16 protein-coding genes are annotated in these 22,485 nt (G+C 69.3%); 7 read left to right on the top strand and 9 right to left on the bottom strand.

The annotated features are described in order from the left end of the window. Positions 1–20: 20 nt before the first annotated feature. Positions 21–674 carry a hemerythrin domain-containing protein gene (locus ACNJ7K_RS06850; RefSeq protein ID WP_120280919.1) on the bottom strand — a complete coding sequence of 218 codons (654 nt, stop codon included), beginning with the start codon at positions 672–674 and terminating at the stop codon, positions 21–23. Positions 675–775: 101 nt separating this feature from the next. On the opposite strand from ACNJ7K_RS06850, the gene ACNJ7K_RS06845 reads away from it, so the two are divergent. Together ACNJ7K_RS06845 and ACNJ7K_RS06840 are read left to right on the top strand one after the other, a co-directional pair. Next, entirely contained in the window at positions 776–1,981 is a 1,206-nt protein-coding gene (locus ACNJ7K_RS06845) for a helix-turn-helix transcriptional regulator (RefSeq protein WP_487041392.1), read from the top strand. Positions 1,982–1,985: 4 nt separating this feature from the next. After that, positions 1,986–2,939, top strand: coding sequence for a DUF1648 domain-containing protein (locus ACNJ7K_RS06840; protein WP_487041391.1), 954 nt, complete (start codon positions 1,986–1,988; stop codon positions 2,937–2,939). A 24-nt stretch (positions 2,940–2,963) separates the two neighbouring features. On the opposite strand, the gene ACNJ7K_RS06835 is transcribed toward ACNJ7K_RS06840, so the two are convergent. Then, positions 2,964–3,581 carry a YqgE/AlgH family protein gene (locus tag ACNJ7K_RS06835; protein ID WP_194293793.1) on the bottom strand — a complete coding sequence of 206 codons (618 nt, stop codon included), beginning with the start codon at positions 3,579–3,581 and terminating at the stop codon, positions 2,964–2,966. A 13-nt stretch (positions 3,582–3,594) separates the two neighbouring features. Further along, the gene (locus ACNJ7K_RS06830; RefSeq protein WP_487041562.1) at positions 3,595–4,263 is read right to left on the bottom strand and encodes a TetR/AcrR family transcriptional regulator; all 669 of its coding nucleotides are present in this window, start codon (positions 4,261–4,263) and stop codon (positions 3,595–3,597) included. Between the two features lie 165 nt (positions 4,264–4,428). Between ACNJ7K_RS06830 and ACNJ7K_RS06825 the strand changes: the two genes are divergently transcribed. Beyond that, positions 4,429–5,376 (top strand): NAD-dependent epimerase/dehydratase family protein, encoded by a 948-nt coding sequence (locus ACNJ7K_RS06825; protein ID WP_230789267.1) that lies wholly within the window; start codon positions 4,429–4,431, stop codon positions 5,374–5,376. A gap of 10 nt (positions 5,377–5,386) precedes the next feature. After that, entirely contained in the window at positions 5,387–6,679 is a 1,293-nt protein-coding gene (locus ACNJ7K_RS06820; protein WP_120280924.1) for an MFS transporter, read from the top strand. A gap of 46 nt (positions 6,680–6,725) precedes the next feature. On the opposite strand, the gene ACNJ7K_RS06815 is transcribed toward ACNJ7K_RS06820, so the two are convergent. The 6 genes from ACNJ7K_RS06815 to ACNJ7K_RS06790 all read right to left on the bottom strand — a co-directional run bounded on the left by ACNJ7K_RS06815 (position 6,726) and on the right by ACNJ7K_RS06790 (position 15,444). Further along, on the bottom strand, positions 6,726–7,787 hold the full coding sequence (locus ACNJ7K_RS06815; protein ID WP_487041390.1) for a sulfate/molybdate ABC transporter ATP-binding protein: 1,062 nt from the start codon (positions 7,785–7,787) through the stop codon (positions 6,726–6,728). Beyond that, a complete protein-coding gene (locus tag ACNJ7K_RS06810; protein WP_159417123.1) occupies positions 7,784–8,569 on the bottom strand; it encodes an ABC transporter permease in 786 nt (261 codons plus the stop codon). Before ACNJ7K_RS06810 ends, ACNJ7K_RS06815 begins: the two co-directional genes overlap by 4 nt. Next, entirely contained in the window at positions 8,566–9,321 is a 756-nt protein-coding gene (gene modA / locus ACNJ7K_RS06805; RefSeq protein ID WP_487041389.1) for a molybdate ABC transporter substrate-binding protein, read from the bottom strand. The genes ACNJ7K_RS06810 and modA overlap by 4 nt, the downstream gene beginning before the upstream one ends. After that, a complete protein-coding gene (locus ACNJ7K_RS06800) occupies positions 9,318–9,722 on the bottom strand; it encodes a TOBE domain-containing protein (RefSeq protein ID WP_487041388.1) in 405 nt (134 codons plus the stop codon). The genes modA and ACNJ7K_RS06800 overlap by 4 nt, the downstream gene beginning before the upstream one ends. 64 nt (positions 9,723–9,786) lie before the next feature. Continuing rightward, complete coding sequence (locus ACNJ7K_RS06795; protein WP_230789282.1) at positions 9,787–13,848, bottom strand: bifunctional nitrate reductase/sulfite reductase flavoprotein subunit alpha; 4,062 nt, start codon at positions 13,846–13,848, stop codon at positions 9,787–9,789. Positions 13,849–13,989: 141 nt separating this feature from the next. Next, positions 13,990–15,444 carry a CCA tRNA nucleotidyltransferase gene (locus ACNJ7K_RS06790; protein ID WP_268654913.1) on the bottom strand — a complete coding sequence of 485 codons (1,455 nt, stop codon included), beginning with the start codon at positions 15,442–15,444 and terminating at the stop codon, positions 13,990–13,992. Between the two features lie 75 nt (positions 15,445–15,519). Between ACNJ7K_RS06790 and ACNJ7K_RS06785 the strand changes: the two genes are divergently transcribed. From ACNJ7K_RS06785 to murJ, 3 genes are read left to right on the top strand one after another with little or no spacing between them, the layout of a single operon-like run. Beyond that, positions 15,520–16,125 (top strand): NUDIX hydrolase, encoded by a 606-nt coding sequence (locus tag ACNJ7K_RS06785; RefSeq protein WP_033098068.1) that lies wholly within the window; start codon positions 15,520–15,522, stop codon positions 16,123–16,125. After that, the gene (locus ACNJ7K_RS06780; protein ID WP_159417119.1) at positions 16,122–18,623 is read left to right on the top strand and encodes a DUF6049 family protein; all 2,502 of its coding nucleotides are present in this window, start codon (positions 16,122–16,124) and stop codon (positions 18,621–18,623) included. Before ACNJ7K_RS06785 ends, ACNJ7K_RS06780 begins: the two co-directional genes overlap by 4 nt. Beyond that, positions 18,620–22,438 (top strand): murein biosynthesis integral membrane protein MurJ, encoded by a 3,819-nt coding sequence (gene murJ / locus ACNJ7K_RS06775; RefSeq protein ID WP_159417118.1) that lies wholly within the window; start codon positions 18,620–18,622, stop codon positions 22,436–22,438. Before ACNJ7K_RS06780 ends, murJ begins: the two co-directional genes overlap by 4 nt. The last annotated feature ends 47 nt before the right edge of the window (positions 22,439–22,485 follow it).

Raw genomic sequence — 22,485 nt, 5'->3', positions numbered from 1 at the left:
GGTCCTCCCACCGGCAGTCCTCACGCCCAGCGGCGCTCCCGTGCGTAGCGCGGTGTCCACCAGAACCGGTTGAGCACCCGCACCGGTACCGGGAGACTCTTCAGCACTGTGGCCACGCTGTCCTTCGGTGCTCCCTCGAAGAGATAGGGCAGCATTTCGGAGACCTCGCGTTTGTCCAGTTGCCCGAACGCCCGCATCGAGATGTCGTGCCATTCCTCCTTGGTGATGGATTGTTCGATCAAGGGGAAAGCGTCCCGCTCCTCGTGCGCGAGATGAGCACCCAGCGACGTCACGAGACCGTCGAGCAGACCGCCGAGCCGCTCGGTCGCCGTCTCCCGGTCGTCGAGCACGGCCTCGATCTCCGCCAACGCCGGATCGATCACGGCGTGTTCGGCCTCCATCGCATCGAGCACCTCCATCGCCCCCGCATCGTGTGCGAGGCGTGGCCGCATGAACGGCCAGACGTAGGCGTCCTCGATGGAGTGGTGCGTGTGCAGTTCGGTGCTGAATCCGTGCCAGCCGAGGAGCAGCGCATCGTGCGTGCCGGGGTCGGCGGTCCGCCACTTCTGCGCGAAGTCGGCGAGACGTTCGGTGTCCCGGCGTAGAGCGGAGTGGATCAGATGCACGACCTCCAGATCCTCGGCGGACAACGGCGTGGCGTGAGTGGTGGTCATGGCGGGTACCTCGACTTCCGTTTGAATGTCCCCGTGTCCATGGAGCCTCGTCGCCGCGCGAAGTGTTCTCAATCCCACATTCGAGGGGGATACTGCGAAATATGCGCTCTGCGCAGCGATTGAGGGCAGGCATCCACGACGCAGTATCCGCGGCTGCGGACGGCACGCAGTTCCGCGAGAACGTGATGGACGTACTCGGCGCCTTCGTTCCGTACGACGGTGGTTGCCTGGCGCCCGTCGACCCTGCCGTCGTGGTCCCCACCGGCTTCACCACCCGTGGTCTCGACGACCCGATCGAGGTCCTCCGGTTGTCGATCGAGATCGAGTACGGCCCGGACCCCGATCCGGACAGTCTCTATGTGCTCCTCCATCGCCCATCCGGGATACGCCGCGTCGGGGAACCGGACGGTGACGGGACAGGACAGGGAAACCGCCGCTATCTCGAACTCGTGTCGCAACTGGGCATGGGACACGAGCTGCAGTTGGTCTTCCGGGACGGCGATCGTCGGTGCTGGGGTGTCGGAGAGCTGATGCGCGAACCGGGACGTGGCTTCACCGACGCCGAACTCGCGATGCTCGACGACGTGCTCGGCGACATCGCGAACGGCTTCCGCACCACACTCATCCGGGATGCATCGGCGCAGGCACTGATGCGGGACGCATCGGCGCAGGCACTGATGCGGGACGCATCGGCGCGGGTGCGACACTCGGAGGTCGCGAATGGGTGTCCGGGTCCGGCCGTGGTCGTGATCGGGGCGGACGACGACTTCGATTCCGTGACCGCCGCTGCGGCGGTCTGGTTCGAGCGGCTCGGCTGGGGCAGTCCCGTCCGGGGCCGTCTCGGGCCGGCGCACGTGGTCGCCCGCCAGGTCCGCAGGACACGACCCACCCCCGCGACGGTGCGCCTGCGCACCCTCGACGGCGAATGGGTGGTGCTGCGCGCCGCGATCTTCGACGGGACCGGTCGCGTCGTCATGACCTTCGAGCGGGCACGCCTGCCCGAGATCGTCACGTTGGTCACCGCCGCCTACGGTCTGACGCCACGCGAATCGGAGGTACTCGTCGAAGTGCTCTCCGGACGGTCGCGCAACGAGATCGCGAGGCGGTTGTTCATCAGCCCGTACACCGTGCAGGACCACCTGAAGAACATCTTCACCAAGACCGGTGTGAACAGCCGGCGCAGCCTCGTCTCGCGACTCGCGTGTACCGAGTACATGCCCCGGTTCGGTGGCGACCTGCGACCCGACGGATGGTTCGACGAGAGCGGAACGAGGACGGCACCGGTGGAGGCCCGCACCCTAGGCTGACCCCATGACGACGCGTCAGGTCGACCCCGTGGGTGCGCTGCTCGGACTGGTCGTTCCGTTGCTGTGTGCCGTGGCCGTACTCGTGCTCACCCGCTCGTGGATCCCACGATTGCCCGGGGAGATCGCCACGCACTGGTCGGGCACGACACCCGACGCGTTCGGATCACCTATGACCTCGGCGTGGACCGCCGCCCTGCTGATCGTGCTCGTCGGGGGCGGATGCTGCGCGATCGCCGCGCTCGCGCAGGCGCAACTGCTCATGCGTCGCTACATGCTCGCGATCGGTCTCGGGGTCACCGGCACGATCACCGCGCTGTTCCTGGCCGGTCTCGCGGGGCAGCTCGACACGACCGACGCCACGCAGGCCGCGTTGGAGGGTTGGCCGGCGGTGCTCGGCATGTGGGCGGGTATCGCGGTGGGCTGGTTCGGGGGACGGCTCCTGCGCGACGGCCGGGAACGGAAGACAGCGACAGTTGCTCCGGATCCGGCGCTGCCGCGCGGTCGCGCCGAGCTGCCCATCGTCGAGCAGGTGGGCACCGGTGCGGGCACGACGGCGGGACTGTCGCTGCTCGTCCTGATCCCCGCGCTCGTCGTGTGCGGTGCGACGCAGAGCTGGTGGCCGTTGGGTTTGATCGCGCCCGTCGCTCTGCTCGTGCTGGGTCTGCTGCGCTACACCGTGGTGGTCGACGCGGACGGGATCCGGGTGTCGAATCTGGCCACCGACGCGCTCGGATACGACCTCGACGAGATCGTCGGCGCGAAGGTCACCGAGACCCGCCCGTTCCAGGACTGGGGTGGCTGGGGGCTGCGGGCCAAGGGTGGCAAGCGGTACGGCCTGGTCACGCGCACCGGACCTGCCGTCGTGGTGACCACCGCCTCGGGACACGAATTCACCGTGACCGCAACGAGGGCCGAGGAGATGGCCGGCGCGCTCAACACTCTCGCCGACGCCCGCTGACCGGTCCCGGTCGCCCGAGGGGGCTCAGTTGCGTTCGACCTCGATGGGGTGGGTCGCGAGCAACGCCATCGGCAGTGGTTGCCGGCGCAGCACCCTCGCCCACACGTCGAGGTGCGCGGGGGCGAGCACATCGGTGGGCAGGGCCGAAACCACCATCCAGTCGTCATTGCGTAGTTCGCCGTCGAGCTGACCTGCGCTCCACCCCGCGTATCCCGCGAAGATCCGCACACCCTCGACGTAGTGGGCGATGTGCCCGGGATCGGCATCGAGGTCGATCATCACCACTCGGCCGTCGACGTGGCGGATGCCGGGGACGTCGGTGATGTCGGCCCCCACCCGCAGCGTGCCGAGGCACAGTGCCGAACTGCGGTGGACGGGACCGCCGACGAACAGGGTCTTCGGTTCGGCGGCGAGCCACGACCATTGCGGCAGCATCGCGTCGACGGAGGTGTCGCTGATGCGATTCAGGACGACACCGAAGCTGCCCGCATCGGTGTGCTCGATGATGTAGACGACGGTGCGGCGGAAGGTCGGCTCGGTGAGATCAGTGGCGGAGACGAGCAGGCTGCCGGCCCGCACCCTGGGTGTCGAGGGTGCGGTGCGGTCCTCGGGTTCGTCCTGATGCTGCGCCACATCAGCCATTCTGTCACCGCCGTCACCGGCGCGTGGGGTGGAACCCGACGGTCTGTGCCAACAAGGCGAGATGATGTTCGAACAGGACCTCGCGGTCCGGAAAAGTGTCGGGGCCGTACTGTCCGAAGACCTCGAAGCTCACGGACCCGAACAACGACGGCCACACCCAGAGACCGCGTGCCAGTACGGAATCCGGGGCGGTGAGGGAGAACTCGTCCCGGATCCGGCCCAGCGGTTCCCCCAGGCTCTCCGGAGGTGAGGCAGCGGCCGTGTCGTCCAATACACCCGCGGCGTAGGCCTCGTCCACGATCCGGGCCAGCCGCAGGACCACGCGGATACCGGGTGCGGTGGTGCGCTCGGCGGGGGCGGCGTAGCCGGGGACCGGGCTGCCGTACAGCAGCCCGTAGCGGGCCGGTTCGGCCAGCGCCCACGAGCGCACGGCACGGCCGAGGGTGAGGAACCGTTCGCGGTGGTCGGAGGGGTCGGCCGCGTCGACGGCACGGTCGACACTGTCGCCGAGTTCGTCGTAGGCGTCGACGACGAGCAGGGTGAGCAGCTCGTCGCGGCTCGAAACGTAGCGGTAGACGGCGGAGGAGACGACGCCCAGATCGCGGGCGACGGCACGCAGCGACAGCGCCGCCGCTCCGTGGGTGCCGAGATGCTCGCGGCCGATCCGGAGGATGTCGGCCATCGTCTGTGCGCGTGCGCGCGCCCGTGGTGTCGTCACCGGGCCATTCTGCCGTCGAACAGAGAGCACCGTCAACAAACGAGAGCACCGCTCTTGACAATCCCGGCTGCGCGGAGGATCGTCGAAGCCATCAGAGAGCAGTGCTCACTCTTTCCGAATCGAGGAATCATGTCGCATCTCCAGGTGGTCGCAGGAGCCGGACCCGTCGGCTGGACCGTCGCCGAACAACTTGCCGCACAAGGACATCGCGTGCGTGTCCTGACCCGATCGGGCAGCGGACCGGAAGGTGCGGGCATCGAACGCCTGCGTGTCGACGTCACGGACCCCGAGGCCGTGGCCGCAGCACTCGTCGACGAAGACGGACTAGTTGCCGACGCGGTGTACATGTGCGTCCACGGGTCGGCCTACCGCGCCGACGTATGGGCACGCGAACTCCCCATCGCCGAGCGGGTCGTTCTCGACGCCGCCGCGAACCTGTCGGAGAAGACGGTCGTCGTCTTCCCCGAGAGCCTCTACTCGTACAGCGAACCCGACCGGGCCATGACCGAGGACTCGCCCCGCGAGGCCGACACCGGCAAGCGCGGCATCCGGCGGCAGCTCCTCGCCGCCCGCGCCGCCCATCGTGCCCCGACGGTGAGCGTCGTGGCATCGGACTTCTTCGGTCCACGGGCACTGAACGCGATGGCCGGCGAACGCATGGTGCCCACCGTGCTCGCCGGCAACAAGGTGCGGGTACTCGGCTCGGCCGACCTCCCGCATTCGTTCACCTACGTTCCCGACCTGGCGGCGGCGATGATCGCGGCGGCGGGGGAGCCGGCCGTGTGGAACACCGTGATCCACGCACCCACCGGACCGGCCGTGACACAGCGTGAGATCGCCACCGCCTTCACGCGGGCTGCCGGCCTGCCCGCGCCCGCGGTGGGGACGATCCCGTCCTGGCTGGTGCGGGCCGGCGGCCACGTGAACCGGGACATGAAGGAACTCGCCGAGATGCTCTACCAGTTCGATGCCCCGTTCGTCATGGACTCGACCCGCACCGAACAGGTACTCGGCCTGTCGCCCACCCCGCTCGACGAGGCGGCCGCCCGCACGGTCGAATGGTGGCGGAGCCGATAGTGTCGTGCTTGTGCGAGACTCCGGGCAGCAGTCCAGGCAGCGGGCGTGGCGATCGACCGCGACCGCCCTGCGGAACTCGCCGGGTCTCGTACGACTGACGGGGGTGCGGTTCGCGAGCCAGTTCGGCGACGGACTGTTCCAGGCCGCACTCGGCGGGGCGATCCTGTTCAACCCCGAACGTCACACCGACCCGGTGACGATCGCGGCAGGCTTCGCGGTGCTGCTGTTGCCGTACTCGGTGATCGGTCCGTTCGCCGGCGCCCTGCTCGACCGGTGGGACCGGCGCCTCGTCCTCGTCTGGGCCAACGTGCTCCGCGGAGTGTTCATCGCGGCAGCCGCGGCCGTGTTGCTCCTCGGGGGACCGCAGACCCCGCTCATGCTGCTCGCGCTCGCCGCCGTCGGCGTGAGCAGATTCGTCCTGGCAGGCGTCTCGGCCTCGCTCCCACACGTGGTGGCCCAGTCGTGGCTCGTCCCGGTCAATTCCGTTCTGGCGACGGTCGGTTCGGGTGTCTCGGCGGTCGGGGCCGCCACGGCGGTCGCGACCATCGGATTCGTGGGCGCGGGCGACACCGGTTCCGGGACGGCCGTCCTTCTCGGCGTGAGCGGCTCGCTCGTCGGCGCGTTCGCCGCAGCGGGATTCGCCGCGAATGCGCTCGGCCCCGAGGGAATACGCCCCCGGACCGTGATCCGCACCGTTCTGGCGGGTCTGCGGACCGGTGCGGGAGCCGTCCTCGAAGCGCCGGGCGTGACGATCGCGATGCTCGGAATCGGCGCGCACCGCATCGTGTTCGGCATCGACACGCTCATCATGGTGCTCGTCCTGCGTGCCGAGGAGAATGGCTCCGACCTGCTCGCGGGATTCTCCGGATTCGGTGTCGCGGTCGCCTGCACCGCCGCCGGCATGCTCCTCGCAGCGGTGCTCGCACCGATCCTGATCCCGCGGCTGGGCCGGCCGCGCACCGTCACCGTCGGGTTGATCGCCGCCGCGATCGTGCAGTTCGCGTTCGTCACTACCGTGTCGGCCGGACCGTTGCTCGTCGCGGCCTTCCTGCTCGGCCTCGCCGGTCAGACCATCAAACTCACCGGCGACGCCGCGATGCAGATCGATATCGACGACGCGCGCCGAGGTCAGGTCTTCGCACTGCAGGACACCGTCTTCAACATCGCCTTCCTCGGCGCGATCGTCGTGGCAGCCTTCGTCATCGACCCGGACGGACGCACGCCCGAACTGGCCGTCGCCGGTGGGGTCGTCTACCTGGTCGGTCTCGTCGCCGTGCTCGCCGTGCGGCGCACACGGTACTGATCACGCACCCACAGCAGTAACGATCACGCGCTCAGCGCGGTAGCGATCACGCACTCAGCGCGGCCGGGTGGATCCCCACCTCCGTGGCCTTGACGACGAACCACACGGAGTCGCCCGGATGGAGGTCGAGGTCGGCGAGTGCCGCCGTCGTGATCTCCGCGGCGATACCCGTATCCGACCGCACGAGCACCGTCGACCCCTGCGCCTCGAGTTCCGCGATCCGCACCCGCAGGGCGTTGCGCGGGCTCCCGTGCGGGGCTTCGGTGTAGACGGCGACCGCCGACGGCGCGAAGACGGCGACGGCGGCCCTGCCCGGGACACAGTTGTCGTGGACCCGGCCGTGGACGAGACCGCCCGCGGATTCCAGCGCCTCCTGCCGCACGGTTCCGGTGACGAGATTGGTCCCCGCGATACGGGCGGCGAAGGCGCTGCGCGGTCGCGTCAGCACCCGGCGTACCGGCCCGTCCTCGACGATCCGACCGGCCTCGATCACGATCACCCGATCTGCGAGTGCGAGCACGTCCAGCGGGTCGTGGGTGACGAGCAGGGCCGTGCGCCCGCTGTCGCGCAGGACGCGTCGCAGCAACGACCGCAGCACCGGTGTCGCGGTGACGTCGAGCGCGGCCATCGGCTCGTCGAGCAGCAGCAGGTGCGGTTCGGCCGCGAGGGCACGCGCGAGTGCGACCCGCTGCGCCTGTCCACCCGATAATTCGTGCGGACGACGATCGGCGAGTTCTGCGGCATCGACCTCCCGCAGCCACCTGTCGGCGCGCGCACGGGCCTCACGCCGGCCCGCACCCGCACTGCGTGGTGCGAACTCGACGTTGCCCGCGACCGTCAGGTGCGGGAAGAGCAGCGCCTGCTGGGCGAGCAGCACCACCGATCGATCGTGCGGAGCCACGGCGACGCCCGTCGCAGTGTCGGTGAGGACGCGACCGGCGAGTTCCACGCGACCCGCATCGGGGCGCAGCAGACCGGACACCACACCCAGCAGCGTCGACTTGCCGGCTCCGTTGGGGCCGAGCACCGCGACGATCTCACCCCGCGCGACCTCGAGATCGACGTCGACGTCGCGTGTGGCGACCCGGGCCCGCACCGTCAGGCTCACAGCGGCCGGTCCTTCCGCCGCGAGTACACGGCCACGACGATCACGACGGCCACCAGGATCAGCACGAGCGACAGCGCGACGGCCGCGTCGGGATCGGTTTCCCGCTGCAGGTAGATCTCGAGCGGCAGCGTGCGCGTCACCCCCTGCAGGCTGCCGGCGAAGGTGAGGGTCGCGCCGAATTCACCCAGGGCACGGGCGAATGCGAGTACCGATCCGGAGACCAGGCCGGGCAGCACGAGGGGCAGGGTGATGCGCCGGAAGACCGTCGTGGGGCGCGCACCGAGTGTCGCCGCAACGTCCTCGTAGCGTGAACCCGCACTGCGCAGCGCGCCTTCGAGACTCGTGACGAGGAAAGGCAGTGCGACGAAGGTCTGCGCGAGCACGACCGCCGTGGTGGTGAAGGCGATGTGGATCCCGAGCGCGTCGAGGTGCTCTCCGATCAGTCCGCGACGGCCGAAGGTGTAGAGCAGGGCGATGCCACCAACGACCGGGGGGAGCACGAGTGGCAGCAGGACGAACCCGCGGACCACCGATATCCACCGGAAGCTACTGCGTGCCAGCACCATTGCGAGCGGTACGCCGAGCAGGATGCACAGGATCGTGGCGGCCGCGGAGGTGCGCAGGCTCAGGACGAGCGCGTCGAGGGACGCCGGGGATGTCACGAGCGAGGGGAAGGTCGTCCAGTCGACGGTGAGCAGCATCGACACCAGGGGCACGACGACGAACAGCAACCCGAGTGCCGCGGGGGCGAACAACCACCGGGGCAGTCCCGTCGCGGTCACGGTGCACCGAATCCTGCGTCGGCCAGGACGGCACGACCGTCCGTACCGGTGACGAAGCGCACGAAGGCGTCGGCGCGATCGGCATCGTAGGAATTCGACAATGCTGCAACGGGATAGATGTTGACGATCTTCGCGGCTTCCGGGACGGGGACGACGGCGACCTTCGCACCGGCCCCCATCGCGTCCGTGACGTAGACCAGACCGGCGTCGGCCTGACCGGAGGTGACCTTGCCGAGCACGTCGGTCACCGACGACTCCTCGGACACCGGCGCGAGTTCGACACCGGCGGTCTCCTCGAGCCGCTCGGTGGCCGCCCCGCACGGCACCTGGGGTGCGCACACGACCACAGTGAGACCGTCGCCGGTGAGATCGTCGAACGAGGTGATGTCCTTCGGGTTCCCCGGTTCGGTGACGATCGTGAGCGTGTTGGTCGCGAACGGGATCGGCTCACCGGCAACGAGTCCGGCGCCGACAGCGGCGTCCATCGTCCGGGTGTCGGCGGAGGCGAAGACGTCGGCCGGTGCACCCTGCTCGAGTTGGGTCTCGAGATCGGACGAACCGGCGAACGAGAATTCCACCGACACTCCGGGGTTCGCCTCCTCGAATCGTTCGGCGATCTCGGTGAACGGCGCCCGGAGCGAGGCCGCCGCATAGACGGTGAGGACATCCGAGTCGCCACCGCCGGTGCCGCACGACGTCAGTGCCGCAGCGGTGAGACCGGCAGCGAGCGCGGCGAGCGCCCGGCGCCTCATTCGATCGCTCCGGGTGTCTCGACGATGACGGTGGTCGCCTTGACGACGGCCACCCCGACACTGCCCGGCTCGAGACCGAGTTCGTTCACGGCCTCGGTGCTCATGAGCGAGACGATGCGGTGGGGACCGCACTGCATCTCCACCTGCGACATGACGGTGTCGGAGACGACGCGCGTGACCAGCCCGACGAAGCGGTTGCGGGCGGAGCTGCCCACGCCGAGCGGATCAGGACCGGCATCGGCCTGAGCGCGGGCGAACTCCGCCAGCTCACGACCGTCGACGGTCTTGCGTCCGGCGGAGTCCTTGCCGGCGCGCAGCAGCCCCTGGTCGATCCAGCGACGGACCGTGTCGTCGCTGACCCCCAGCAACGACGCGGCGTCGCGGATCCGGATCGAGGTCACGCGTGTCTCCGCAGATACGTCATGAACGACACGCTATATCCGCATCTGCGGACCGACAAGCAGATCAGTAGACGTCGCGAACGTATCGCTTGTCGGCGGCCATCTGCTCGACGTACGCCGCGGCGGCGTCGCGGTCGAGCCGTCCGTGCGCCTGCACCACCTCGCGCAGGGCTGCATCGACGTCCTTCGCCATACGTCCGGCGTCACCGCACACGTAGAAATGGGCACCGTTCTGCAGCCACTTCCACACCTGTGCGCCGTGCTCGCGCATCCGGTCCTGCACGTAGATCTTCTGCCGCTGGTCGCGCGAGAAGGCCAGTCCCAGTTCGGTGAGGAAGCCGTCGGCGTGCATCGACTCGATCTCGTCGCGGTAGAGATAGTCGGTCTCGGATCGCTGGTCGCCGAAGAACAACCAGTTGCGGCCCGTGTGCCCGGCCTCGCGACGGTCGTGGAGGAAACCGCGGAACGGTGCGATGCCCGTACCGGGGCCGACCATGATCATGTCGGTCTCGGGTGCCGGTGGCCGGAAGTGCTCGTTGCGCTGCACGAAGATCGGGATGTCCACGCCCTTGCTGTGATCGGCGAGGAACGACGAGCACACACCCGCCCGGGAGCGACCCTCGAATTCGTAGCGCACCACCGACACCGTCAGCTGCACCTCGCGCGGGTTCGTCTTCGGGCTCGACGAGATCGAGTACAGACGCGGACGCAGACGGCCGAGGAGGTCCTTCCATTCGTCCCAGGGCGCCTTGAACGGGTACTCGGCGATGACGTCCATCGCCTGCCGCCCGTACAGCCACTGCTGCAGCTCGATCTTGTTTCCCGGTCGCAGCAACTTCGCGAGTTCGGCACTGCCGCTCTGCTTCTGCACGAACCGGAGCAATTCCGGTGTCACTCGGGTGATGTCGAGGTGCCGGGTCGCGGCCTCGCGCAGCGGCACGGTGGGACGGTCGCCGAGTTCGACGGCGGTCTCCGGGTCGAGAGCGGTGACCTGCAACCATTCGTCGACGGCCTCCGGGCCGTTCGTCGGCATCACCCCGAGCGCGTCGCCGGCCTCGTATTCGAATGCGGGATCGAAGATCTCGAATCCGAACTGGCGCACGTCCTTCGCCGAACCCGCACCGCTCAGCGCGATGTTGCGGGTGATCCGGGTGACGAGCGGCGAGTTGCGGGTGTAGGCGGGGGCCGCGGGGGCCGGCGCGGCCGATGCGACCGGGGTCGTCGAGCCTCCCAACAGCGGTACGAGCGCGTCGAGCCAGCTCTGCGCGCGCTCGTCCTCTCCGGGTTCGCAGTCGACACGTTCGGTCAGGCGGGTTGCGCCGAGAGTGCTCAGACGGTCGTCGACACGGCGCCCGAAGCCGCAGAAATCGTCGTAACTCGAGTCACCGAAAGCCAGTACCGCGTAACGCGTTCCGTGCAGTTCGGGTGCGGTGTCCGCCGCGAGCGACCGCCAGAACGACCCGCCGTTGTCGGGTGGGTCGCCGTCGCCGAAGGTGCTCGTGACGACCACGAGGTCGTCGATGTCGGTCAGGGCGGTGACGTCGAGTTCGTTCAGTCCCGTCAGTCGCACGGCCCGACCGGCATCGCGGAGCCGTTGTGCGCAACTCGCCGCGAAGGATTCGGCATTACCCGTCTGCGATGCCCAGGCCACGACGACGGCCGGCCCGTCCGGCACCGCCTCGGTGGGCGTCGCGCCGGGAACCGGGGCCGAGTGCGCGTACATCCCGGCGAGCAGGCCGTCGACCCATGACCGCTTGTCGGCCGGGAACGGCGCGGTCGGCGGAAGGGTCGGCGCGGCAGTGATGTCCGCCGTCCTGAGTCCGGCGAGAAGGCCTGCGAGATAACCGCGTTCGATGTCGTCGAAGGTGGGTACGGGAATCGTCTCGAGTCCCAGCGCGGACTCGAGACGGTCGAGCACCGAACCGCTCTCGAGCACCGGTTCGACCGCACCCGCGACCTTCTCCACCGACACGGCGCAGACCTTGAATTCGGGCTGCAGGGATGCCGGGTCGACGGCGTCGTTCGTCACGGCGTTGATGGCGAGATCGTCGCCGAAGAGGTCGTTCCAGTGGAAGGGCGCGAAGCAGTTCCCGGGCAGCACCCGGTCGGTGACGACGGCCGGCAGCACGGCCCGGCCGCGCCGCGATGCGATCTCCACCCGGTCGCCGTCGACGATCGACAGTCGCTGTGCATCATCGGGATCGATCTCGACGAACGGTCCGGGATTCAGTTTGGTGAGTTTCTCGACCTTCCCGGTCTTGGTGAGAGTGTGCCACTGGTGCTGGACGCGTCCGGTGTTCAGGACGAAGGGGTGGTCGTCGTCCGGCATCTCCGCGGCAGGCATGTGCGGGCGCGGGAAGAAGCGGGCGCGGCCGTCGGGGGTCGCGAACGCCAGTCGCGGACGGGAACCGTCCTCGCGCGCCACCGGGGTCCGGCTCGTCCCGTCGTTGAGATAGCGGACGGGGTGCCGTGTCTCGGCCGACTCCGGCGGGCACGGCCACTGCACCGGACCTTCGCGCAGTCGGTCGTAGGTCATGCCGCGCAGGTCGTATCCGGTCTGCGGATTCGCGAATCCGGTGATCTCCTCGAAGATCTCCTGGGCACTCGAATAGTCGAAGGCGTCGCCGAAACCCATCCCCTGCGCGACCCGCGCGATGATCTCCCAGTCGGGCAGCGACTCGCCGGCGGGGTCGACGGCCTGCTGCAGGAGGTTGACGGTGCGGTCGGATCCGACGGTGACGTACTCGGATTCAGCCCAGAGGGCAGCGGGGAAAAGGACGTCTGCGTACGAAGCGGTTTCGGTCTCGCGGTAGACGTCCTGCACGATCACCAGCTCGGCCTTCTCGAGTGCCTCGAGAACGGTGGACCGATTCGCGATCGACGCGACGGGATTGGTGCAGATGATCCAGCACGCCTTGATCTCTCCGGCGGCCATCCGCTCGAACATGTCGACAGTGCCGGCGCCACCTTCGGTACGCAGCGTGCCGCGCGGCAGCGACCAGCGATCCTCGACGAACGCGCGGTCGTCGTCGGAGAGGACACTGCGCTGACCGGGCAGACCCGGTCCCATGTATCCCATCTCACGGCCACCCATCGCGTTGGGCTGGCCGGTGAGGGAGAACGGCCCGCTGCCGGTGCGGGAGATCGCCCCGGTCGCGAGGTGCAGATTGCAGATCGCGTTGGTGTTCCACGTGCCGTGGGTGCTCTGGTTGAGCCCCATCGTCCAGCAGCTCATCCACTCGCCGGCCTCGCCGATCCACTGCGCCGCGGTGCGGATGTCGGCCTCGGCCAGGCCGGTGACCTCGGCGACGACATGCGGTGGGTAGTCGGCGAGGAAGGACTCCATGGCGTCCCAGCCGTCGGTGTGCTCCTCGACGAAGACGCGGTCGACGTGCCCGTTCTCGACGATCAGGTGCAGCAGACCGTTGAGCAGTGCCAGGTCGGTGCCCGGAGTGATCTGCAGGAACAGGTCGGCCTTGTCGGCCGTCGCGCTGCGCCGCGGATCGACGACGATCAGCCGCGCTCCCGCCTTGACCCGATCCATCATGCGCAGGAACAGGATGGGATGGCAGTCGGCCATGTTGGAACCCGACACGAAGAAGACGTCGGCGTGGTCGAAGTCCTCGTACGAGCCGGGCGGGCCGTCGGAGCCGAGCGACTGCTTGTAGCCGGTCGCGGCGCCGGCCATGCACAGTCTCGAATTCGACTCCATGTGCGAGGTGCGCAGATATCCCTTCGCGAGTTTCGTCGCGACGTACTGGGCCTCGAGCGACATCTGTCCCGAGACGTAGAGGGCCACCGCGTCGGGGCCGTGGGCCGCGACGATGTCGCTCAGGCGCCGCGCGGTCTCGGCGATCGCCTCGTCGAGGGGGAGCGGGGCGACCTCGGCCGCCCGCTCGGAACGCATCCACGCCGTATCGAGCCGGCCCCCGGCCGCGAGCATCTCGGCGCTCGTCGCGCCCTTCGTGCACAACCGACCCCTGTTGGTCGGATGATCCTTGTCTCCGTATGCCCTCACTACGCGTCGGTCGCCCGTCTCCGGGTCGACGGCGACGTCGAGGAGCATCCCGCATCCCACACCGCAGTAGGAGCAGGTGGATTTCACCGTGGTGATCTCGTCCTGCATCCCGCAACTCCTAGACACCGTCTCGACTACGCCGGTGTCCATGCTGGAGAAGCGGTGTTGCGGTCGCGTCACCCGCGGTGAGCACGCGGTGACATCTGGCTCACGCCGCCGTCACGGCGATGTGAGATCGGACGTTCGGAGTCAGGCCTTCTGCTGCTGCGCCCACCATTCGAGCAACGCGGCCTCGGCCTCGTCGCGGTCGAGCGGGCCACGGTCGAGCCGCAGTTCCTTGAGGAAGTTCCACGCCTTGCCGACCGACGGACCTGCGGGAATACCCAGCAGTTCCATGATCGCGTTGCCGTCGAGGTCGGGCCGGACCTTGGCGAGATCCTCCTCCGCGGCGATCCGCTCGATCCGTTCCTCGAGACCGTCGTAGGTGGCCTGCAGTGCGGCGGCACGACGCTTGTTGCGGGTCGTGCAGTCGGCGCGCACCAGCTTGTGGAGTTTCGGCAGCAGCGGCCCGGCGTCGTGCACGTAACGGCGCACGGCCGAATCCGTCCACTGTCCCTTGCCGTAGCCGTGGAAGCGCAGGTGCAGGAAGACCAGGCGGCTGACGTCCTCGATCATCTGCTTCGAGTACTTGAGCGCGCGCATGCGCTTGCGCACGAGCTTCGCCCCGACCACCTCGTGGTGATGGAAGCTGACGCCGCCCTGCGGCTCGTTGCGTTTGGTGTCGGGCTTGCCGATGTCGTGCAGCAGCGCGGCCCACCGCAGGACGAGATCGGGATCGCCGTCCTCGAGGTCGATGGCCTGCTTCAGGACGGTCAGCGAGTGCCAGTACACGTCCTTGTGCTGGTGGTGCTCGTCGATCTCGAGCTTCATCGCGGGGATCTCGGGGATCACCCGCTGCGCGAGACCGGTCTCGACCATCGTGTCGATGCCCTCGATCGGATAGTCGCCGAGGATCAGCTTGTCGAGCTCGGCCTGCACCCGCTCGGCGCTGATCCGCAGGATCTCGTCGGCCATCGAGACGATCGCGGTGTGTACGCGCTCGGTGAGGGCGAAGCCGAGCTGGGAGACGAACCGCGCCGCGCGCAGCATGCGCAGCGGATCGTCGTGGAAGGAGTCCTCGGGCTTGGCCGGGGTGTCGAGCACGCCGGCGAGCAGGGAGTCCATGCCGCCGAGCGGGTCGACGAACTCGCCCGCACCGTCCGGTCCGATCCGCACGGCCATCGCGTTGACGGTGAAGTCGCGGCGCACGAGATCGTCCTCGAGACTCGTGCCGTACTTCACGATGGGGTGACGCGTGACACGGTCGTAGGCGTCGCTGCGGAAGGTGGTGATCTCGAGTTGCTCGAGTCCCTTCACCGCACTGATCGTCCCGAAGTCGATGCCGGTGTCCCACTGGTGGTCGACGAATCCGCGCAGCAGTTCCTGCACGACCTCCGGACGCGCGTCGGTGGTGAAGTCGAGGTCGGTGCCGAGGCGACCGAGCACCGCGTCGCGCACGCTGCCCCCGACGAGATACAGCTCGTGTCCGGCTTCGGCGAATCGCGCCCCCAGCGGGGCGAGGATGTCGGACAGATCGCGCAGAGTGGCCTCGGCTCCGGCGAGCAGCCGGGTGCGACGGTCGGTGTCCGCGGTGGGGGAGTTCACGTCTTTGCACCTTACCGAGCAGCACGTTCGTGTGGTTGAGCCGGGACCGACCTCGGTCCATCTACTATCTATGAGGTGTCGCCCGCCGAACGTGCCAACCGTAACCGCCGCAGCTCGCGGCGGCGTGGCGCGGGCGCAAAGAAGACCGCGCACGGCGCTTCGCCCGGATCGTCCGCTTCGCCCGGACCTCGCATGCGGACCGTCCGCGAGACCTCCGCGGGAGGTCTGGTGGTCGACGGACTCGGTGGTCCGCCCGAGAAGCTCTGCGCAGCCCTGATCGGCCGCACCGATCGGCGGGGCCGCCTGCTGTGGTCGTTGCCGAAGGGCCACATCGAGCAGGGTGAGACCGCCGAGGAAACCGCGATGCGCGAGGTCCGCGAGGAGACCGGAGTGCGCAGCTCGGTGCTCGCCGAGCTGGGCAGCATCGACTACTGGTTCGTCACCGAGGGCCGCCGGGTCCACAAGACCGTGCACCACTATCTGCTGCGTTATCTCGGCGGAGAACTCTCCGACGCGGACGTCGAGGTCACCGAGGTGGCGTGGGTGCCGCTGCGCGAACTGCGGACCCGCCTGGCGTACGCCGACGAACGCAAGCTCGCCGACATCGCCGATCAGCTCATCGCCGAGATGGACCACACACGACTCCCCGATGCCGACGAACCGGGGGCCCCACGCGGATGACGGTGGTGGTGTCCCGGGCGGGCGCCGCGGTGCTCGCCGTGCTCGTACTCGTCCTCACAACGGCAGGCGTGACGCCTCTTCTGCCGACGACTCTTCTCCAGACGGCCTCGGCGAACCCGGCCGCAGCCCAGACCGACCCCGACGAGCCGCGCTTCCTCGAGCTGAGCATCGACGAGGTGACGCCGCAGACGGTGACCCTCACGAGCGAGTCCGTCGTCACGGTCCGCGGCACGGTGGCGAACATCGGCGATCGGGACGTCGAGGACGTCTGGGTGCGGCTGCAGCGTGCGCCGGTGGTCTCCGACTCCGCAGCGCTGCGCACCTCGCTGTCCCTCGACCAGGCCGGATTCGACACGGTCGGTGAGTTCGAGGAGGTCGCCGACCGGCTGGGGCAGGGCGAACGTGCCGACTTCGAACTCGAACTGCCGCTGCGCTCCGATCTCGTGCCGTCGCTCGACATCGACACTCCCGGCGTCTACCCGCTGCTGGTGAACGTCAACGGTGTCCCCGAGTACGGCGGCGCGGCCCGTCTCGACGACGCACGCTTCCTGCTGCCCGTGCTCGCGCTTCCCGCGAGCGACGAGGTCACCGACGGCACGGAGCTCACCGAGGAAAGCGGGACGGGCAGCGGCGGGTCGCGGGGCACGACCCGCTCGTCCGACGACGGCCTGCTCGACAGCGAGGAGAAGGCGTTCCCCGCCGTAGCGCCCGACGTGTCCCGTCCCGCCGCGGTCACGATGCTGTGGCCGCTGGCCGATCGGCCGAGGCTCGCCGCCGGCGTGGCCGGTTCCGGCACCGAACCGGTCCGCCTGGTCGACGACGACCTCGCGGTCTCGCTCGCCGAGGGCGGGAGGCTGGACGGTCTGCTGCGCGCCGTCGAGGACACCGCCCGCACCGAACCCCGCGTGCTCGAGGGACTGTGCCTGGCGATCGACCCGGATCTGCTCGTGACCGTCGCGAACATGACGCGCGACTATCTCGTCGTCGAGGATCCGAACGAACCGACCGGCGACGCGCGGCCCGGTTCGGGCACCGATGCCGCGGTCGCCTGGCTCGAGCGGTTGCGTGCCCTCGCGGCGACGACCTGCACGATGGCCGTGCCGTTCGCGCAGGTCGACCTGACCGCGCTCGGCGACCTCGCCGACTCGTCCCTGACCGACTCCGCGCTGGAATCACCGGCGGCCATCGTCGACTCCATCCTCGGCGTCACCTCCACCCCGGGCGTGATGTGGCCCGACTCCGGCGTACTCACCGAGAAGACCGGGTCGATGCTCGCCGCCGACGGCCCGGTGACCGCTCTGGTGTCCGACAACGCCGTCGAGGGCGGACGCGCCCTGCTCGCGGGCACGTCGTCGACGCCGTCCACCGCGCCGGGCGGCAACGGCTTCCGGATCTCCGGGGTGTCCGGCCTCACCGCCGCCCTGTTCGACTCGTCCGCGTCCGCGGCATTGGCCGGGATGGGTACCGACCCGCAGACGCCGTCCTTCGTCCCCTCCTCGGCGCGCTACGACCTCTCCCGCGACTCCTCGACGGCCCGCCTGCAGGACGCCCTCGGCGCGCTGGCCTGGCCGGCCATGGTGCCGACGGTCAGCGAGGTCACCGGGTCGGCACTGCCGGCGGCGGGCCGATCGGTACTGTTCGCGCCGCCGCAGAACTGGTCGGCATCGCCCGACGACGCCGCCTCCGTGCTGTCGATGCTCTCCACGCTCGTCCGCTCGGGCCTGACCACGCCGCGACCGCTCACCGCGCTCGTCGATGCGGCCGCGAACACCGCGAACGACCCGACCGCGTCGCTGCTGGTCTATCCCGAACAGGCGATCACCGACGGAGCCTCCGCCGCGGTCGTGTCCGAGGCCGAGGAACAGATCGGCCGCCTCGACGCGATCCAGACGGCGCTGGTCGAGGACCCGCAGGCCCAGCTCACCCCGCAGCAGTTCACCGCCCCGCTGCGCGAGGACCTGCTGCGCGCCATGAGTCTGGCCGGTCGTCGCGGTGCCGACGCCGACGGTGCCTACGCGACCGGAGAACACCGCGCCGCCGAGGTGCGCGAGGCCGTCGACGCCATCTACGACGCCGTGACGGTCATCTCGACCGGCGGTGTCTACACCCTGACGTCCGAACAGAGTCCGCTGCTGCTCACCGCGCGCAACGACCTGCCCGTGGGCATCACCGTGCGACTGCAGGTGGACGCACCCGACACGGTGGACATCACCGACATCGGACCGACCCAGCTCCCGCCGCGCGGCAGCCGCACTCTCACGGTGCCGGCACAGATCAGCGACTCGCGGAACCTCCGGTTGGAGTTCGCACTCACCACCGAGTCCGGCCTGCCTCTCGGCAGCTCGACGACGGTGACGGTACGTTCCAATGCGTACGGCCAGATCCTCGCCGTCGTCACGGGATGTGCAGGAGCACTCCTGCTGTTCCTGGCGGGCAGACGACTTCTGCACCGGTTCCGGGGAGAGCCGGATCCAGCCGACGAAGGGTATGAGAAATGACCGGGAACTCCACACGGGACGACGTGGAGACACACCCGAACCCGGGACCGTCGGACTCTCCCACCACCTCGCCGGACATCACGGGCGTCGCGTCCGGCCGCAGGAAGCCGCAGAGCCTGCTCGCGGCGACCGGCTCCATCGCCGTGGCGACCCTGGTCAGCCGCATCACCGGCTTCCTCAAGCAGCTGCTCATCCTGACCCTGCTCGGTGCGAGCGTCGCATCGTCGTTCACCGTCGCGCACCAGATCCCCAACATGATCTCCGAGCTGGTGCTCGGCGCCGTCCTGACCTCGATCGTCGTCCCGGTGCTGGTGCGAGCCGAGCGGGAGGACCCCGACGGCGGTGAGGCCTTCGTCCGGCGACTGTTCACCGCGGCGCTGGTGCTGCTCGGCACCGCGACCGTTCTCGCGGTCGCCGCGGCCCCGGTCCTGACCACCCACGTCTTCCTCGACGAGTCCGGCAAGGTCTCGACGTCGCTGACCACGGCGCTGTCGTACCTGCTCCTGCCCGCGATCATGTTCTACGGTCTGTCGGGCCTGTTCACGGGCATCCTCAACACCCGTCAGGTGTTCAAGCCGGGCGCCTGGGCCCCGGTGTGCAACAACCTCGTGGTCCTCACCGTGCTGGTGATCTACTACCTGATGCCGGGCGAGATCACCCTCGATCCGGTGCGGATGAGCGATCCGAAACTGCTCGTCCTCGGCATCGGTGTGCTGCTCGGCGTCATCACGCAGGCGATGTGCCTGGTACCGGCCCTGCGCCGCGAGGGCATCAACCTCAGGCCGCTGTGGGGTCTCGACGACCGGCTCCGGCAGTTCGGTGGCATGGCCGCCGCGATCGTGCTGTACGTGCTGATCAGCCAGGCCGGCATGGTCTTCGCCACACGCGTGTCGTCGGGGGCCGACGAGGCCGGACCGGCGATCTACAACAACGCATGGCTGTTGCTGCAGCTGCCCTACGGCGTCCTCGGTGTCACCGTGCTCACCGCGATCATGCCGCGCCTGAGCCGCAACGCCGCCGCGGACGACACCCCGGCCGTCGTCGACGACCTGTCCGTCGCAACCCGCCTGACCATGATCTCGCTCATCCCGATCGTCACCTTCCTGACGATCGCGGGTTCGCAGGTCGGCGCCGCGCTGTACGGCTACGGCAACTTCGGCGGCAGCAACGCCGAACGCCTCGGCCAGGCGGTGAGCTGGTCGGCGTTCACGCTCATCCCGTACGCCCTGGTGCTCATCCACCTGCGCGTGTTCTACGCCCGGGAACAGGCCTGGACGCCCACCTGGATCATCCTCGGCATCACCGCCGTCAAGATCGGCCTGTCCGCGCTGGCGCCCGTCGTCGCGGCGAACGACGAGCAGGTGGTGCTGCTCCTCGGCGCGGCCACCGGTGTCGCGTTCGCCGTCGGAGCGTTCATCGGCGGCTATCTGCTGCACCGCACGCTCGGCAACCTGCAGATGGCGAACGTCGGACGCACCGTCTGGCACGTCGTGCTCGCGTCGCTCGCCGCGGCGGTCGTCGTGCTCGTCACCGACCGTCTCCTGCAACTCGACGTCCTCGCCGACCGCTTCGGGGGCATCGGATCGCTCGTGCGGGTCGGGCTCAACGGTGTGCTGATGGTGCTCGTCGCGCTGGTCGGGATGTACCTGCTCAAGGTGCCCGAGATCCTCGCGATCGAGGCGGCCGTGCGACGGAAGGTCGCGGCACTGCGCGGCACCGCCCCGGTCGAGGAGGCCCCCTCCGAGCCCGAGACCGGAACCACCTCCGCCGCGGCACCGGTTCCCGCCCCCGTCCCACGTCCGCGCTACGCCGAATCGGATGCCGAGAAGACCGTCATCCTGCCGCGTATCGACTACGGCGACTACGGCGTCGGACCTTATGACGCCATCACGGAGGTCATGCCCGCCATCAGGGACGTCCCCGGTCGCAGCAATGCGCACGGACAACTCCCGTACCCTGATCAGCAGCAGGTACGGTCCGGGAGCCGTCGACCACGGTTCTTCGCGGCCCCCAGCGGCGACCCGCGTCTGCACACCGGAAGTGGACGAGTCGACAACGAAGGAGTGAGGGTGAGCGACGACCACGCTGCCGGCAAGTCCACCATCGATGCCGCCGCACGGCAGAAGTCTGCCGACAAGGACGGCAAGCGCCCGCCGCGCGATCCGAACCTCGACACGGGTGTCATCCCGGTCGGATCCCCGCAGCTCCCGCCGGTGCGTGTCGCAGGTCCGGCCTCCCAGCCGCGCCGTCCGATGCGCGGCCCCGATCTCATCGCCGGTGCCTCGGTCGCCGGTGGTCGCTACCGTCTGCTCGCCCCGCACGGTGGCGCGCGCGGCCTGCGTTTCTGGCAAGCGCTCGACGTCAAGCTCGATCGCGAGGTCGCGCTGACCTTCGTCGACGCGGAACAGCGCGCGGCCGATGGCACCGGCCCCGACTCGCCGCAGGCCGTGCTCTCGCGCACCCTGCGCCTCGGTCGTATCAATTCGCCCGGACTCGCCCGCGTCCTCGACGTGGTGCGCGGTAGCTCGGGCGGCATCGTCGTCTCGGAGTGGACCCCCGGCCGGTCGCTGAAGGAGATGTCCACCACCGAGCCGTCGCCGATCGGTGCGGCACGCGCGATCCGCGCGCTCGCGGCCGCGGCCGAGGCGTCGCACCGTGCGGGCAGTGCCCTGTCGATCGACCATCCCGATCGCATCCGCATCAGTGTGGCGGGCGACGCCGTGCTGGCCTTCCCCGCGACGTTCTCCGATTCCGATGCGATGTCCGACGTGCGCGGTCTCGGCGCGAGCCTGTACGGACTCATCACCGGACGGTGGCCGCTGGGCGAGCCGTCGGCTCCGGGCGGTGCTCCCGTCCCGCACCACAGCGGTGCCACCGTCGGCGGGATGCCGGAGCCCGACCGCAAGGACGGTGTGCCGGTGGAGCCGCGCGTCCTGCGTCCCGACGTGCCGTTCGAGATCTCGGCGGTCGCGGTGCGTGCCCTGTCCGAGGACGGCGGTATCCGGACCGCCGCGACCGTGCAGCACATCCTCGACCAGGCGTCGGTCGTCGACCAGAAGACCGAGATGATCCCAGCACTGCGGATCGGGCAGCGCGCTGCTGCCGCGGAGACGCACGCACTCGCGGATCCCGAAGCGCTGGAACAGAAGAAGAAGCATTCGCAGCGGATGCTCATCGCCCTGGCCGCGCTCGGTGCCACGACCGTGCTGCTGCTCGCACTCATCGGATGGTGGATCGCGAACCTGCTCGCCGGCGACGCCAACGATGCCCCGCTGACGAGCCAGGAGTTCGGCCTGACCCCCACTGCCGAGGCACCCGCCGAGGACGGGGCGGGCGACGAGCAGGCCGAGGCCGCGCCGCCACGACCGGCGGCGAGCGCTCCGGTCTCCGCGACCTCCGTGTCGGTGTTCTCGCCTCAGGGCACACCCGATTCGCCCGCCACCGCGTCGCAGGCGATCGACGGTGATCCGTCCACCTCGTGGAGCACCGATGCCTACTTCGATCCGTTCCCGTCGCTGAAGAACGGTGTCGGGCTTCTGTTCACGCTCGCCGACGCGTCGGAGCTGTCCGCGGTGAAGGTCACCACCGACACTCCTGGCACGGTCGTCGAGGTGCGCAGCGCACCGTCCGAGTCGACGTCGCTCGATCAGACGCAGGTGATCGGTTCGGGCACACTGGCTTCCGGCGAGACCACGATCCCGGTCGAGGCGGACGGCCAGACCTCGCACGTGCTGGTGTGGATCACCGATCTGAGCTCGAGTGGCGGAAGCAACAAGAGTTCCCTCTCCGAAGTGGAATTCGAAGCCGCACGCTGACCGCGGACAGCCGGGCGGAATCGTCCGGATCGGCTACCATCCGCGCG

It is taken from the genome of Rhodococcus shunpengi (genome assembly GCF_048381395.1).
In the GTDB taxonomy this organism is placed as follows: domain Bacteria; phylum Actinomycetota; class Actinomycetes; order Mycobacteriales; family Mycobacteriaceae; genus Rhodococcus.
Note: the sequence above shows the minus strand (reverse complement) of the source record. Positions and strands in the feature narration are given on the sequence as shown.

Bases quoted from the DNA above. Each gene is read 5' to 3' on its own strand.
- ACNJ7K_RS06840 (WP_487041391.1), top strand. From the start codon at position 1,986: ATGACGACGCGTCAGGTCGACCCCGTGGGTGCGCTGCTCGGACTGGTC.
- ACNJ7K_RS06795 (WP_230789282.1), bottom strand. From the start codon at position 13,848: ATGCAGGACGAGATCACCACGGTGAAATCCACCTGCTCCTACTGCGGT.
- ACNJ7K_RS06780 (WP_159417119.1), top strand. From the start codon at position 16,122: ATGACGGTGGTGGTGTCCCGGGCGGGCGCCGCGGTGCTCGCCGTGCTC.
- ACNJ7K_RS06850 (WP_120280919.1), bottom strand. From the start codon at position 674: ATGACCACCACTCACGCCACGCCGTTGTCCGCCGAGGATCTGGAGGTC.
- ACNJ7K_RS06835 (WP_194293793.1), bottom strand. From the start codon at position 3,581: ATGGCTGATGTGGCGCAGCATCAGGACGAACCCGAGGACCGCACCGCA.
- ACNJ7K_RS06825 (WP_230789267.1), top strand. From the start codon at position 4,429: ATGTCGCATCTCCAGGTGGTCGCAGGAGCCGGACCCGTCGGCTGGACC.
- murJ (WP_159417118.1), top strand. From the start codon at position 18,620: ATGACCGGGAACTCCACACGGGACGACGTGGAGACACACCCGAACCCG.
- ACNJ7K_RS06830 (WP_487041562.1), bottom strand. From the start codon at position 4,263: ATGGCCGACATCCTCCGGATCGGCCGCGAGCATCTCGGCACCCACGGA.
- modA (WP_487041389.1), bottom strand. From the start codon at position 9,321: ATGAGGCGCCGGGCGCTCGCCGCGCTCGCTGCCGGTCTCACCGCTGCG.
- ACNJ7K_RS06845 (WP_487041392.1), top strand. From the start codon at position 776: ATGCGCTCTGCGCAGCGATTGAGGGCAGGCATCCACGACGCAGTATCC.